The 14479-nt window shown below is 41.9% G+C and carries 12 protein-coding genes; 7 read left to right on the top strand and 5 right to left on the bottom strand.

The annotated features are described in order from the left end of the window. Positions 1 to 34 precede the first annotated feature (34 nt). Together ACVCDT_RS11165 and ACVCDT_RS11170 are read left to right on the top strand one after the other, a co-directional pair. Complete coding sequence (locus tag ACVCDT_RS11165; RefSeq protein ID WP_447132859.1) at positions 35 to 1132, top strand: efflux RND transporter periplasmic adaptor subunit; 1098 nt, start codon at positions 35 to 37, stop codon at positions 1130 to 1132. Between the two features lie 9 nt (positions 1133 to 1141). Then, on the top strand, positions 1142 to 4189 hold the full coding sequence (locus tag ACVCDT_RS11170) for an efflux RND transporter permease subunit (RefSeq protein ID WP_447132860.1): 3048 nt from the start codon (positions 1142 to 1144) through the stop codon (positions 4187 to 4189). Between the two features lie 16 nt (positions 4190 to 4205). On the opposite strand, the gene envZ is transcribed toward ACVCDT_RS11170, so the two are convergent. The 4 genes from envZ to ACVCDT_RS11190 all read right to left on the bottom strand — a co-directional run bounded on the left by envZ (position 4206) and on the right by ACVCDT_RS11190 (position 7529). Beyond that, positions 4206 to 5504 (bottom strand): two-component system sensor histidine kinase EnvZ, encoded by a 1299-nt coding sequence (gene envZ, locus ACVCDT_RS11175; protein WP_447132861.1) that lies wholly within the window; start codon positions 5502 to 5504, stop codon positions 4206 to 4208. A 31-nt stretch (positions 5505 to 5535) separates the two neighbouring features. Then, on the bottom strand, positions 5536 to 6258 hold the full coding sequence (gene ompR, locus ACVCDT_RS11180; RefSeq protein WP_447132862.1) for an osmolarity response regulator transcription factor OmpR: 723 nt from the start codon (positions 6256 to 6258) through the stop codon (positions 5536 to 5538). A 141-nt stretch (positions 6259 to 6399) separates the two neighbouring features. Next, positions 6400 to 6600 (bottom strand): hypothetical protein, encoded by a 201-nt coding sequence (locus ACVCDT_RS11185; protein WP_447132863.1) that lies wholly within the window; start codon positions 6598 to 6600, stop codon positions 6400 to 6402. Between the two features lie 26 nt (positions 6601 to 6626). Next, on the bottom strand, positions 6627 to 7529 hold the full coding sequence (locus ACVCDT_RS11190; RefSeq protein WP_447132864.1) for a phosphoribulokinase: 903 nt from the start codon (positions 7527 to 7529) through the stop codon (positions 6627 to 6629). 224 nt (positions 7530 to 7753) lie between these two features. Between ACVCDT_RS11190 and ACVCDT_RS11195 the strand changes: the two genes are divergently transcribed. The 5 genes from ACVCDT_RS11195 to ACVCDT_RS11215 are packed head-to-tail and all read left to right on the top strand — an operon-like array spanning position 7754 to position 13933. Then, positions 7754 to 9895, top strand: a complete 2142-nt coding sequence (locus ACVCDT_RS11195) for a dihydrolipoyl dehydrogenase family protein (RefSeq protein ID WP_447132865.1) — start codon at positions 7754 to 7756, stop codon at positions 9893 to 9895. Positions 9896 to 9897: 2 nt separating this feature from the next. Continuing rightward, positions 9898 to 11079: an ABC transporter substrate-binding protein gene (locus ACVCDT_RS11200; RefSeq protein WP_447132866.1), complete on the top strand. Its 1182-nt coding sequence runs from the start codon at positions 9898 to 9900 to the stop codon at positions 11077 to 11079. Beyond that, a complete protein-coding gene (locus ACVCDT_RS11205; RefSeq protein WP_447132867.1) occupies positions 11055 to 12668 on the top strand; it encodes an ABC transporter permease family protein in 1614 nt (537 codons plus the stop codon). The genes ACVCDT_RS11200 and ACVCDT_RS11205 overlap by 25 nt, the downstream gene beginning before the upstream one ends. Then, positions 12655 to 13326 (top strand): ABC transporter ATP-binding protein, encoded by a 672-nt coding sequence (locus ACVCDT_RS11210; protein ID WP_447132868.1) that lies wholly within the window; start codon positions 12655 to 12657, stop codon positions 13324 to 13326. Before ACVCDT_RS11205 ends, ACVCDT_RS11210 begins: the two co-directional genes overlap by 14 nt. Continuing rightward, on the top strand, positions 13319 to 13933 hold the full coding sequence (locus ACVCDT_RS11215; RefSeq protein WP_447132869.1) for a CDP-alcohol phosphatidyltransferase family protein: 615 nt from the start codon (positions 13319 to 13321) through the stop codon (positions 13931 to 13933). The genes ACVCDT_RS11210 and ACVCDT_RS11215 overlap by 8 nt, the downstream gene beginning before the upstream one ends. A 24-nt stretch (positions 13934 to 13957) precedes the next feature. On the opposite strand, the gene ACVCDT_RS11220 is transcribed toward ACVCDT_RS11215, so the two are convergent. Further along, positions 13958 to 14479: a hypothetical protein gene (locus tag ACVCDT_RS11220; protein WP_447132870.1), complete on the bottom strand. Its 522-nt coding sequence runs from the start codon at positions 14477 to 14479 to the stop codon at positions 13958 to 13960.

The raw sequence follows: 14479 nt of genomic DNA on the forward strand, positions 1-14479 counted from the left end.
TAGCTAGTACCCTAAGTGTGAATTGGAGAACTGCATGCGTATTTGGTTTTTATTGCTGGCGATTATGCTCAGTGCTTGTAGCGAAAAAAACATTGATGACCAGCCGGTGATCCGTCCTATAGCTTGGACTAAAGTTGCCCAACAAGACTTCACTCAGGTAAGACGTTTAGCAGGCGTAGTTGAGCCAGTTGAAACCGCTAATTTAAGTTTTTTAGCTAGTGGTAAGGTAAAACAAGTTAAGGTTAAATTAGGGCAAAATGTGGTGGCTGGTGAAGAATTAGCTAGCTTAGATCAACGAAGCTTTAGGCTAAATTACCAAAGTGCAGAAGCGCAGTTAGAACAGGCAGAAGCCGCCTTTATTGAAGCCAAAAACGAGTTTAACCGTTATGCCGAACTGGTGGAAAAAGGGGTGGTATCGCGCTCTGGTTTTGACAATGCTAAAGCAACCTTTGATGCAGCCCGTAGTGCCAGAAATGTTGCAAAAACTCGACTAGATATTGCTCGTAAAGATTTACAAGATAGCCGCTTATTAGCTCCTTATGCTGGGGTCATAACCCAACGTAATGTTGAACCTTCACAGCAAGTGTCTGTTGGCCAAGCCGTATTTGAAATAGAGGGTAAAGACGGACTCGAAGTACAAGTCACAGTACCAGAAACTATTATTCAAGAGCTAAATACCGGTATGCGTTTACCTGTTCACTTTCCGGCATTGCCTAAAGTAACACTGACAGGAGTGATTACCGAAGTGGGGGCCCGCGCCGCTTCAGCCAATGCGTTTCCGGTTAGTTTAGTGTTGCAGGATTTGCCCAAAGGCTTACGTGCAGGCATGACAGCAGAAGTAGATGTGACTTATTCGGGGGTGGGGCGCACTGGATTTAAAGGCCCAAGTATTCAAATTCCGGTTTCGTCAATTCTGGCAGGACCTGACCAACAAAGTTTTGTGTTTGTGTATGATCCACAACACCAAAGTGTACATAAGCGTCAAGTTGTGACCGAAAACGTGCTAGACAACGCCATTTATATTTCTAGTGGCTTAGCGCCAGGAGAAATTATTGCCATAGCCGGTGTAAGCTTTTTACGCGAGGGGCAAAAAGTACGCTTATTAGAGCAACAAAACCAAGTGTTTAATTAAGGGGTTAACATGAACTTAACCCAAGTTGCTTTTACTTACCGCCGAGCATTACTTTTAGCATTAGGGATTTTATTGCTAAATGGTTTATTTGCTTATTTTACTTTGCCAACCAAAGAAGATCCCACTATTACCATTCGGGAGGCAACAGTTACAACTCTGTATCCAGGAATGTCACCAGAGCGGGTTGAGTTGCTAATCACTAAAACTTTAGAAGAGCAAATTCGCCAGTTACCAGAAGTAGAAAAGTTACGCTCTACGTCGTCCACAGGCATGTCGGTAATCCATGTTGAAATTTACGATCGGTATTTTAATTTAGATGATATTTGGCAGTCGTTGCGCAATAAAGTGCAACAAGCTCAAGCCTTATTACCCGAAGGAACCCACAGCTCTCAGGTAAATGATGAAATTGGTGATGTGTCTGTCATCACTTTAGCCTTAACCGCTGAGGGTTTTAGTCATGGGCAAATGTTTGATATGGCTAAACATATTCGCGATAACCTGTATGGCATAGCCGGCACCAAAAAAATTGAGCTTCACGGGGTGCAAGACGAACGAATTTATATTGAGGCCTCAAATGCGCGATTAGCTCAATTGGGCGTATCACCTAATAGTTTAATTAGCGATTTACAAAATCAAAATATCATTAGTTCAGGGGGGCAAATTGATACAGGCAAAAAGTCTTTTATCATTGAACCTACAGGGAATTTTGGATCTTTAGAAGAGTTAGCCAATACCTATATTCGATTAGCAGGACGCGACGACTATGTAGCGCTGAAAGACATAGTGAGTATTAATCGTGGATATGTTGATCCTCCAGATAAACCCGCTTATTTTAATGGTCAGCTAGCCATTATGTTTGCCATTTCAATGTTACCCGAATACAACTTATTGGAATATGCCCCGCGCATTATGTCAAAAGTTGAGGAAATTCACCGCACTTTACCCATAGGTTACCAACTAGATGTTGCCACTTATCAGGCTGATCAAGTCAAACAAACCGTACATGGAGTGTCGCTAAATGTATTACAAACCTTAGCCATAGTGTTAGTGGTAGTGATGTTGTTTTTAGGTGTGCGCACTGGGCTAGTGGTTGGCACTATAGTGCCATTTGTGATGTTGGCTACACTGGCCATTATGCAGTTTAGTGGCATTGACATGCAGCGCATGAGCTTGGCGACTCTAATCATAGCCTTGGGCTTATTGGTAGATAATGGAATAGTGATAGCCGAAGATTTTAAAAGTCGGCTAGAGAGCGGTTTGGCTAGAAAACAAGCTATGCTGCAAGGCTCTAAAGAGTTAGCTATTCCATTGCTCAGCTCATCGGCCACCACTATTTTGTTTTTCTTGCCTTTGATGTTAGCCGAACATGTGTCGGGAGAATACACACGTTCCATTTCTTTGGTTATTTTAATCACCTTACTGACAAGTTGGGTGCTGGCCCTTTGTGTGACCCCGATTTTTTGTTATTACTTTATTAAACTGCCAAAAGGTACTCATCAGACCGCGCGTTCACATAAAAGACTCTATCTGAGTTACGAGCATTTGTTACATAAACTGTTAGCTCACAAAGCTTGGTTTGCAGTGGGTATTTTTGTCAGCTTTGCTTTGGCTATTTTTGGCCTAAGTATGTCTGCTAAACAGTTTTTTCCAGATTCAGATCGCGATCAAATTTTAGTCTATGTTGATTTACCCAATGGCACCTCATCCCGCGAAACCAATAGGCAAATGCAAGACATAATGCAATGGTTTAACCAACAACAAGGATTTGACTATATTACTAGTCATTCTGCCTATGTTGGTTATGGTGGGCCGCGCTTTGTGTTGTCGCTTACCCCAATTGATCCGGCTGAAAATAAAGGCTTTTTGGTGCTAAATATACAGCCTAAGCAAGACATAGAAGCTTTAACCCATAGTATTGGCCAACAAATGCACGAAGCCTTTCCGAATGTGTCGGCTAGGGTCACTAAAATGTTTTTGGGTCCATCAGACTCCAACACTATAAAAATTCAGGTTAAAGGGCCAGATAAACACATTATTTATGCCAAAGCAGAGCAAATCATGGCCATGCTGCACACCATAGCGAACACCCAAGATATTCGCAGTGACTGGGAAAATCGTATTACTAAAGTAGTGGTAAAGGTTGACCAACAAAGAGCCAGACGAGTGGGAGTAACCTCTGCCGACATTGCCAATTCCTTACAAAGTTATTTTGTTGGTGCTGGGGTAACTGAATACAGAGAAGCTGACGACATTATTCCTGTGGTGTTTAGAGCCAATGCCACTGAGCGCTCAAATTTAGACCGATTGCGCTCTTTAAATGTGTATTCTCAAGCCAGTGGGAAAACCGTACCACTTTTTCAAGTGGCAGACTTTGAGCCGGTGAACCAATATTCTAAAATTCAACGGGAAAATATGTTTCGCACAGTGAGTGTAGAAGCGCGCAATACCCGCATGGCAGCAGAAGACCTTAAGTTGTTAGTTGATGATAAATTGCAATTGTTAGCAGCAGATTTACCGGTAAATCACAGCATTGAATACGATGGGGTGATAGTTGAATCGGCCACTGCGCAAAAAGCTTTGGCTGCCAGTATGCCTTTGGTATTAGGGCTTATATTTATTTTACTGGTGGCGCAATTTAACTCCTTTAAACGCGCATTTATAGTGGTTTGCACTATGCCTTTGTCGCTTATAGGTGCGGTGGCTGGGTTGCTAATTATGCAAGCACCCTTTGGTTTTATGGTGACTTTAGGGCTTTACAGTTTAGCGGGCATTATTATTAATAACGCCATAGTGCTGATAGATCGCATTGATATTGAGCGTGCTGCGGGAGAGACTGATTACCAAGCCATAATCAACGCCAGTAAATCACGTTTACGACCTATAATGATGACAACTATCACAACGGTAATGGGATTGTTGCCATTAATTATAAGCCAAGACCCTTTGTTTTACGGCATGGCAAATGTGATAGCTTTTGGTTTGGCTGTGGGCACCATTTTAACTTTAGGGGCAGTGCCAATTATGTATGCCGCGTTATTTAAAGTTAAAGCTAACTAAAGTGGTTTAAGCAAAATCATTCTGTTTGATGAGTTAAAACTATGCTGGCAACTAGCCCACCATCTGGGTGATTGTCTAAACTCACTTTGCCTGAATGCATATCTACAATACGTTTAATTATGGCTAAACCTAAACCGGAGCCAAGACTACCTCTGGCTTTGTCGCCTTGAGTAAAAGGCTCAAATAGTTCCTGTATTTGCTCAGCTGGAATGCCCTTGCCAAAATCCCTAACCGAAAAATACAACTGTTGTTCTTTTTTACGGAAGTGGGAATGAATTTCTATAGAATTGCTGCCATAGCGAAAGGCATTTTCGATTAAATTATCTATCACGCGTTTTAATGCCACCCGTCGTATAAGGGTGTTAGGTAAGGGCTGTAAATTTAATTTAATGTGGTGGTTTTCTTCGATGTTTCTGGCTTGCGCGGCTTCTTCTAATAGGTCGTTGATATTGCCAAGAATTAAAGACTCTTGTTGGTCTTGGCGCACATAATCAATGAATTGGTCGATAATATCGTTCATATCTTCAATATCATGCACTATGCCATCTTTTATCCAATCTTGATCATCAGGCAGCATTTCGGATGCTAATCGAATGCGGGTTAAAGGCGTTCGCAAGTCATGAGAAATACCCGCGGTTAATAAAGCCCGATCATCTTCTAACTGTTTAATACCCTTTGCCATTCGATTAAATGCGCGGGTTACCGCAATGATTTCGGTTGATCCCACTTCTTTTAATGGTTCGGGGACTTGGCCTTTACCTACTTTTATGGCCGCTTCTTGCAAAGCTTTAAGCGGACGGTTTAAGCGAGTCACAAAGACTAAACTTCCACCCACGCTTAACACCCCTATCATTAATAAATACACAAGGTGTGGCGAGCCTTCGCCTTGGCCTAAGCCTACCATAGGAATGGTGATCCAAATAGATGGGTCTTGTGGAGGATTGATCCAATATAAATAAGGTTCGCCGTGGGTAATGCGCACTTGCGCTTCACCGCCCAACATATCAGACATTTGCCGTGACCAAGATTGATAAGGGGTAGCTAACTCTAAGCCATTGTCTATTGCTTGAGCTTGGGTAAAGACCTGCATACCAGCGGCTTGATAAAGCTTAGGGTCAAGCTTAGCAGGTTGATCTTGCTGTTCTTGAACAAAAACCAATTTAATTTGTGAGGCCAACAAATGATTAATTTGTTGCACATTAGGGCTAACAAAATAAAAAGTGACAGATACTAAAGACACAATTTGATTGATCAGTAGCAATAAACCAATCAATAAAACCGTTTGTCCAAATGCACTTTTGGGTAGCAAGCTCACTTAGGCCCTACAAGCAAGATCATTAACATTGTTAGGCTTTTTCACCATCTGGCACAAAAACGTAACCTAATCCCCACACGGTTTGAATATATCTAGGACTAGTTGGGTCTTCTTCTAACATACGACGTAATCGAGACACCTGTACATCTATGCTGCGTTCTAAGGCACTGTAATCTCGCCCGCGCGCTAAATTCATAAGTTTGTCGCGCGATAAAGGTTCTCTTGGGTGAGTAACTAAAGATTTAAGAACCGCAAATTCACCACTGGTTAAGGTCATGGCTTGTCCATCAGCACTCATTTCTCTAGTTCCTAGATTAAGTGAGTACTTACCAAACTGAATAATTTGCTCGGCTTGAGAAGGTGCGCCAGGTGCTTCATTGGTTTTGCGTCTAAGCACAGCTTTAATACGAGCGAGTAATTCTCTGGGGTTAAAAGGTTTAGGCAAATAATCGTCGGCACCCATTTCTAAGCCAATGATGCGGTCAACTTCATCGCCCTTTGCGGTTAACATAACAATAGGAATTTGGTTGTCTTTTTGACGTAAACGCCGACAAATTGATAAGCCATCTTCACCTGGTAGCATTAAATCTAATACGATAAGGTGAAAATTTTCGCGCTCTAACAACCTATCCATTTGTTCAGAATTGGCGGCTGCACGCACTTGAAAACCTTGCTCAACTAAATAACGTTCTAATAAACTGCGCAGGCGCATATCGTCATCTACTACTAAAATTTTAGTTGTTTCTTGTCCCATAACCCCATCCAAAAGGTAAATTCTTATGCTTTACACTATATGGTAAAGCCTAAACATTCAAAAGCTAGAGTTGATGCAAGCGAGATTTGGATTGTTACAAAGTTTGTCTTAGCGACACCAAGACACTTAGCTTTTGCGGGTTTAAAAGAATTTTTTACCGGTTAAGGCGATATAACTAGCGAATATGCCTACTAAGGCATATACCACTTCAAAAAAGCTGATAGATTCAGTATTTTGGTTGATTAACATAAAGACTAAAGTCGCGGCCAACATTAAAGATGGGATGGCGATAATGCCAATCGCTAGGCGAATAGGAAAAGATAGTTTTTGTTCAGTTTGCATATAAAAGATCTGTCATTCGTCTAGGGTTACTTTTCACTCACCCAATCCAATTGAAAGCCTGCACGGCGCTTTTTATCCAGCAGCTCTTCTAATAAAGGCATTAAGATTAACTCCATGGCTAAGCCCATTTTTCCACCAGGCACCACTATAGTGTTGATGCGCGACATAAAAGACCCATCAATCATTTGTAACAAGTAGGGGTAATCCACATTCTTCATTTCACGGCGAAACCTAACCACTACATAACTTTCGTCTTGGCTTGGGATCTCTCGGGCACTAAAGGGGTTTGAAGTATCTACAGTAGGAACACGCTGAAAGTTAACATGAGTTCGCGAAAACTGCGGGGTGATGTATTTAAAATAATCATCTAGGCTACGAACTATGCTGCTCATGACTGCTTCTCGCGAATGGCCGCGGTCGGTAGTATCGCGCACAATTTTTTGGATCCACTCTAAATTAACTATAGGCACCATGCCTACCAGCAGATCGACATGTTTGGCTACGTCTACTTCATCGTTTTTTACGCCGCCATGTAAGCCTTCATAAAACAACACATCGGTATTTTCGGGCAAATCTTGCCAAGGGGTAAAAGTACCAGGCATTTGGTTAAATGGTACAGCTTCATCAAAAGTATGTAGGTATTGCCTGTGTTTGCCTATGCCTGTTTGACCGTATTCGGTAAACAAGGACTCTAACATTTCAAAATCGTTAGCTTTAGGCCCAAAGTAGCTTATATGCCTACCTTGCTCTTGGGCTTTACGAATTTCTACTTCCATTTCTGGGCGAGTGAAGCGATGAAAACTATCACCTGCCACCACAGCAGCATTCACTGATAGGTTTCTAAATATATGCCTGATAGCATTAGTGGTCATAGTGGTGCCCGCACCAGATGAACCTGTAATGGCAATTATGGGATGTTTTACTGACATTCAACTTACTTTGTCGCGAAGTGAAAGACATTTATAAGCAAGCTTGCTACTGGGGTCAAGGGCTAGTTGAACTGAATATCATTTTTGTCAGGATAAAGCCTATGAATCTGTTGTGTTTTAAAGCAATCTGGATGATACAAATCATCACGAAATAAAATTCGCCATATGAGGGTCTAGTCGGGTTCAATAAGCTACTGCTGACCTTTAACACTAGGAAATACATAATGAATATAAAACGAGGGATAGTATTAGCTCTGATTGCGCTAATAGTGACTATTTTTTTAGTTTTTGATTTGGGGCAATACCTCACCCTCGATAGTTTAAAGCAGCATCAAGATAAATTTAGCCATTTTATCGCCACCAACTGGTTGCAGGCTTTTATTATTTATTTTGTTATTTATGTGACGGCCACCGCTTTAAGTTTACCCGGTGCGATTATTTTGACCTTAGGGGCTGGAGCATTGTTTGGTTTGGGCTGGGGTTTAGTGCTGGCGTCATTTGCATCAACCATGGGTGCCACTTTGGCATTTTTAGTGTCTAGGTTTTTATTAAGAGATTGGGTGAGTGCAACCTTTTCTAAGCGTATTCAAGCCATTAATGCTGGCATAGAGCGAGATGGTGCCTTTTATTTGTTGAGTTTGCGGCTGGTGCCTGTGTTCCCATTTTTTGTAATCAACTTAGTAATGGGTGTGACTAGTATTAAAACTGTTACTTACTACTGGGTTAGCCAAGTAGGCATGCTGTTAGGTACAGCTGTGTATGTAAATGCAGGAACCCAATTAGCAGAAATCAATGCGGTGGCTGATATTGTTTCTGGCCAATTGATTTTGTCTTTTGTGCTATTGGGGTTATTTCCTATTTTGGCCAAGTTCATACTAAATAGAATCAAACAAAAGCGCGTGTATAAAGGTTGGCAAAAACCTAAGTCCTTTGATCGTAATCTGGTGGTGATTGGCGCGGGTGCAGCAGGGCTAGTAACGGCATATATTGCAGCTGCGGTTAAAGCCTCAGTGACTTTAGTAGAAAAACACAAAATGGGCGGTGATTGTTTAAATACTGGTTGTGTCCCTTCTAAAAGCCTTTTACATGCGGCTAAATTAGCGCAAGTGCATAAAGTTTCGGCACGCTCAGGGGTGACCTATGAAACGCCAAAAGTAGACTTTAAAGCAGTAATGAACAAAGTGCATAGTGTGATTAAAGCGATTGAACCACACGACTCCATAGAGCGTTATGAGTCTTTGGGGGTTAAGGTTGTCACTGGCAGCGCTAAAATAGTGTCGCCTTGGCAAGTGGATATTCAAACCCAAGACGGCATACAGTCGTTAACCACAAAAAACATTGTGATAGCCACAGGCGCGCGTGCTTTTGTGCCCGCTATTCCAGGTTTAGACCAAATTGATTATTTAACTGCAGAAAATTTATGGCAGTTAACCGCTTTACCTGAACGACTTGTGGTTTTGGGTGGAGGGCCAATAGGCTGTGAATTAGCCCAAGCTTTTGCACGCTTAGGCAGTAGCGTGACCCAAGTAGAAATGCAGTCACAACTTTTAGCCAAAGAAGATCCTGATGCGGCAGCGGCGCTACAGCAACAATTGTTGCAAGATGGCATAGATGTAAGATTAGATAGTAAGGTTGTGGCTATAGAATCAAGTCCTGATGGTCAGGCAATAGTGATTGAAAAAGACGGCCAACCACAAAAACTAGCCTTTGATAAAATTTTAGTGGCAGTGGGTCGCCAAGCCAATTTAGACGGTTTTGGATTACAAGAACTAGGTATAGAAACCGATAAAACAGTTGTCACCAATGACTTTTTACAAACTAAATATCCTAATATCTTAGCCGCCGGTGATGTGGCTGGCCCTTATCAGTTTACCCATACTGCTAGCCATCAAGCATGGTATGCAGCAGTGAATGCCTTGTTTAGACCCTTCAAAACCTTTAAAGCCGACTATAGCGTGATCCCTTGGGCGACCTTTACCGATCCAGAAATTGCCACAGTAGGTTTAAATGAAACAGCTGCGCAGGCCCAAGCTGTGCCATATGAGATTACCCGCTACGACATTGGTGGTTTAGACCGCGCGTTGACAGACGATCATGCCAAGGGATTTGTTAAAGTTTTAACTGTACCAGGTAAAGACAAAATTTTAGGTGCCACCATAGTTGGTGCCCAAGCAAGTGAATTATTGGCTGAATTTGTGTTAGCGATGAAACATGGCTTAGGCATGAATAAACTATTGGGCACTATACACATCTATCCTACTATGGCCGAGGCCAGCAAAAATGTTGCGGGCAATTGGAAGAAAAACCATGCGCCAGCCGCGCTTTTGGTTTGGGTAGAGCGTTTTCATAAATGGCGAAGGGGCTAAGGTTGCAAACTAATAAAGGCAAAAAATTAAGTTATAGGCTGCTAATAGCTGTGTGTGCCTTAAGTGTGTTCAGTGCCACTGTTATTCAGGCCTCCCCAAGCCCTGAGGCAGCGCTAAGTGAGCAAAGCCAAGCATGGCAACAAACCCTTAAAAATGCCCAAGGCAAATCGGTGTTCTTTTATGCTTGGGGAGGATCCAAACCAGTTAACGACTATATTCGATGGGCTGCCAAAGAAGTCGCTAAGCAATATAGAATTAAACTAGTACATGTGAAAGTCACAGATCCTGCTGAGGCAGTTGCCAGACTTGAAGCAGAAAACGGTAGAACCAGCGCTATAGACCTAACTTGGATAAACGGCGAAAATTTTGCTTTTTTAAAACGCCAAAACAGGCTATTGGGCGATTTATGGACCAGCATACCTAATGCGGCCAATTTAGCCCTTGATTCCTTACCCATTAGCATAGACTTTGGTGAGCCCATGGATGGTTATGAAGTGCCTTGGGGAATTGGTCAGTTTAATTTAATTGCCGAACAGTCAGTCTTTGTCCAGAATCAAGTGTCGCCAGCCTTGCTGTTAAGCTTGGCAAAACAGCAGCCACAAAAATTAACTTACCCAAGGCCGCCTGAGTTTCATGGCACGACCTTTTTAAAACAATTATTAATAGGCTTAAGCCAGTCAGACCCCAGGCTTTATGTAAAAGCCTCAGAAGAAAGTAAACACTCACTTATAAATTTGTTATTTAATTATTTGGATCAACTGCATCCTTATTTATGGCAACAAGGACGAGCGTTTCCTAGTTCGGCGGCCGAACAAATGTTGATGTATCAACAGCAAAACCTAGTTATGGCTGTTAGTTTTAACCCCAATCAATGGGCTAAAGAACAAGCCAATAAACAAATCTCTGCCAGCAGTGTTAGACGTTACTTTGCCGAAGGCGCCATCACCAATAGTCATAATCTAGCTATTCCTAAATTTGCTGCCAATGCTGATGCGGCTAAAGTGGTGATCCACTTTTTGTTAAGCGAACAAGCGCAAATTCAAAAATTTAATGGTAGTTGGGGCGATCCTGCAGTAATCAAAGCCTTGCAAAATACCAAACAAACTATGCCTACTCACCCAGAGTTACACAGTTCTTGGCATGTACTAATAGAGGATGCATGGCAGCAAAGATACGGTGGTTAATATTTTGTAGCTTAGGCTTGCTGGTTGCTTTTTTTAGCCTTTTGCCGCTAGTGGGAGTGTTAGCGGGTTTGTGGCCTAGCGTGTCCATTAGTTGGGCTGATATTCAGACCTTTTACGCTTATCAAGGCTTAGTGCAGTCGGCTGTTACCTCTTTGGGGGTGGCAATATTCAGTAGTTTGTTGGCTTTTTATTTAGCTTTTTTGGTGTTTAGCCAACTTTATCAACTCAAGGGTTTAGCTAACTTTGAAAAGCACTTAATTCCACTGCTTTCGTTGCCACATATCGCAATTGCAGTGGGGCTGGTTTTTATATTTAGTGACGGCGGGGTGTTTTTTAGCCAACTTGGTTTACCTAGAAAAAGCCTAGTAACTTTGATTTTTGCGATAGTGATAAAAGAAGTGCCATTCTTTTTGCTTATTTTAGGCGCCATAAGTCGACAATTACCCATTCAAGCATGGTTGCTGCAAGGTAGAGCTTTGGGGTATCAGTCAGTACCCGCTTGGTGGCTGTTGGTTTTTCCCAAAATGTTGCACCAAGGTCGCTTAGCCTTAATTGCCGCGACAGCTTATACCTTGTCTGTAGTCGATTTAAGTATGTTAGTTGGGCCAAATGTACCAGAGTTATTTGCGGTATCTGTGTACCGTTGGCAGAGTAGTTTTGCAGCAGGCGATCAAACCCTGGCTTTTTTAGCCAATGTTTTGTTAATACTATTATTAGCTGTGGCCGTTGGTATTTTATATGTCCATGAAAAGTTGCTTTGTAATGGCCTAAAATTATGCGCTATTAAGGGGCGTATTTTGTCTATGGCTATTTGGCATAGGGCAGCAACATTTTGGCTTCCTATTACCGCTTTATTAAGCGTGTTAATCATTTTAGTGTTTGGCCTGTGGTCTTTGGGCTATGGCACAGTAACAGCTTGGTCAACACTGTCTTTTAGCCTTTGGCAGCAAGAGTGGTGGTTTGCTTCTCAAGCACTTTTAGATGCTTTATATATTGCCTTGTCTAGCGGACTCATTGGCTTACTTTTGGCTTGGTCTGCGCTAGAAATACAAAAGTATCTAAACCACTATTTACCCGATTATTTTTGGTTATTGGCGATTATCTTGCCGCAACTCAGTATGGTGATGGGATGGCAAGTATTACACTTAAATTTGCAAGGTCAGTATCATATGGGCTGGGTAGTGTGTGCCCATGTGCCTTTTACTTTTGCCTATGCGTATTTAGTATTAAAAGGTCCGTTTTTAAGCATTAACCCAGGTTATGAATGGGTGGCAGCGAGTTTTGGCTACAACAAATGGCAAACCTGCTTGCATGTTAGGTTAAGCTTATTATTGCCAGCCTTAACTCGAGCCTTTGCCATTGTTTTTTCTGTGAGTATTGCGCAGTATATTCCCACCTTATTAATAGGGGCTGGGCGCGTCTCAACCATTACCACTGAATCTGTTGCAATAGCCACAGGTAGTCAACAAGATCTCATCGCTATCTATATGTTAATGCAGGCCAGTTTACCGTTTTTAGTGTTTTTTATAGCCACCCTTTTTGCATGGAAGTTACGCGCTAGTGATGGAGAAGCCAATGTTAGAAATTAATCAATGTGTCATTGAAGCTGCTAGCTGGCAAATTGAGTTGCCTAATATTCAGGTGAAGCCCGATGAGCTATTAGTGATTACCGGCCCAAGTGGCATCGGAAAATCTACTTTTTTACATTGGTTATTAGGTAACCCCGCTACACATGTTGAGGTCAGCGGACAAATATTGCTAGATCAACAAGCGGTAATGAACTTGCCTATTGAACAGCGCAAATTTGGCTTATTGATGCAAGATGTGTATCTATTTCCCCATTTAAGTGTGTTAGATAATATTTGTTTTGCCCTGCCAAAAAAATCAGATTTGCGCAGTAAAACCCAGCGACAAGCTGCAGCTATGTTGTTACTTGAGCAAATATCTTTAGGCCATTTGGCCAAGCGCTTTCCTGCTAACTTAAGCGGCGGTGAACGTTCCAGGGTGGGGTTAATCCGCGCTCTAGCCAACCAGCCTAAAGTCATGTTGTTAGATGAGCCTTTTGCGGCTTTAGATCCCCTAACTCGTGCGCATTTGGGAGAATGGGCGTTTTCACATTTAGCAGAGCAACATATACCTAGTGTAATGGTGTCTCATGATGTTGATCACTTACCCAACTCTGCCACTAACTTGTGTTTAGCCGATTATTATCAAGCTACAAATAAAAAAGGAGAGCGCCTTGATTGATCCGATACTTAATTCGCTACTCAGGCAGCCTTTAAGGTTAATTGCTAAACCTTTTGTTAAAGCCGGCATCAGTGCAGATCAGATTACCTTAGGTGGCTTTGTACTAGGTATGCTAGCAGTACCTGCCATAATCACAGAGCATTATTTATGGGCTTTAATTTGTATTTTAGTTAACCGTTTTTGTGATGGATTAGATGGAGCGATTGCGCGCTTAACCACTAGTTCAGACGCTGGTGGGTTTTTAGATATCTGTTTAGATTTTATTTTTTATTCGGCCATAGTTTTAGCTTTTATTTTTGTTGATCTTAATCAAAATGCTTTGGCTGGCAGCTTTTTAATGTTGTCTTTTACCGCTACTGGCACCTGCTTTTTGGCCTTTGCCAGCTTAGCCAATAAATATAATATTGAAAATCCTAAGTACCCGAATAAAAGTTTGCATTATATGGGCGGCTTAGCAGAAGGCTTTGAAACTATAGTAGTGTTGTGTTTGTTTTGTTTATGGCCGTCGCACTTTGTGAGCATCGCAATAGTCTACGGCCTAGTATGTTGGGTGACTGCCATAGTGCGCATAATGAGCGGTTATCGAACCCTTAAACAGTTGAGCTGAATTGCAACTCATCTAACTTAAGGGTTATTTTTTATAATAGCCCACAAATAAGTCTGCCCATGTTTGGCCATTGTCTTTAGAGGATTGCCATCTTTGTTTTACTTTATCGTAAGGCAAAGGGGTGTAAGATATTTTATGTAGGGTAGTAGAGCCATCTTTGGCTAAGCGCTGTCCTTGAAGGACCATCACATTACCTTCTAATTGACCATCTAGGTATAACACGCCCCCTTTGTTATCTATCCAGGTTTGGTGCCACTGCTTAAGTTGACTATCATAAAAATTATAACTTTTACCGCTAAAATCTCCGTTGGCGGCTTGCCAATTTTCAGACACTACACAACCGTCGAGTATAGAAACAACCTTGTTGGTGCCGAGCAATTGCCCTTCTTTATTCGACACTTGCCAATTGCCTAGCCAAAAATCAAATTGTTTATGTTGGGGGGTATCACAAGCTGATTTTGAAGGAGGGGGCGGAACATCTTGCGCCTGCACAACTAAGCTTAAAACTAGACAACAAGTAAATAGACTATTGCGGCCAAATATCAT

The sequence above is a fragment of the Paraglaciecola aestuariivivens genome (genome assembly GCF_052983255.1).

What these genes read in the sequence shown, in the direction of transcription:
- ACVCDT_RS11210 (WP_447132868.1), top strand. Translation starts at nt 12,655, where the DNA reads ATGTTAGAAATTAATCAATGTGTCATTGAAGCTGCTAGCTGGCAAATT.
- ACVCDT_RS11190 (WP_447132864.1), bottom strand. Translation starts at nt 7,529, where the DNA reads ATGTCAGTAAAACATCCCATAATTGCCATTACAGGTTCATCTGGTGCG.
- ACVCDT_RS11170 (WP_447132860.1), top strand. Translation starts at nt 1,142, where the DNA reads ATGAACTTAACCCAAGTTGCTTTTACTTACCGCCGAGCATTACTTTTA.
- ompR (WP_447132862.1), bottom strand. Translation starts at nt 6,258, where the DNA reads ATGGGACAAGAAACAACTAAAATTTTAGTAGTAGATGACGATATGCGC.
- ACVCDT_RS11195 (WP_447132865.1), top strand. Translation starts at nt 7,754, where the DNA reads ATGAATATAAAACGAGGGATAGTATTAGCTCTGATTGCGCTAATAGTG.
- ACVCDT_RS11205 (WP_447132867.1), top strand. Translation starts at nt 11,055, where the DNA reads ATGGCAGCAAAGATACGGTGGTTAATATTTTGTAGCTTAGGCTTGCTG.
- ACVCDT_RS11220 (WP_447132870.1), bottom strand. Translation starts at nt 14,479, where the DNA reads ATGATATTTGGCCGCAATAGTCTATTTACTTGTTGTCTAGTTTTAAGC.
- ACVCDT_RS11165 (WP_447132859.1), top strand. Translation starts at nt 35, where the DNA reads ATGCGTATTTGGTTTTTATTGCTGGCGATTATGCTCAGTGCTTGTAGC.
- ACVCDT_RS11185 (WP_447132863.1), bottom strand. Translation starts at nt 6,600, where the DNA reads ATGCAAACTGAACAAAAACTATCTTTTCCTATTCGCCTAGCGATTGGC.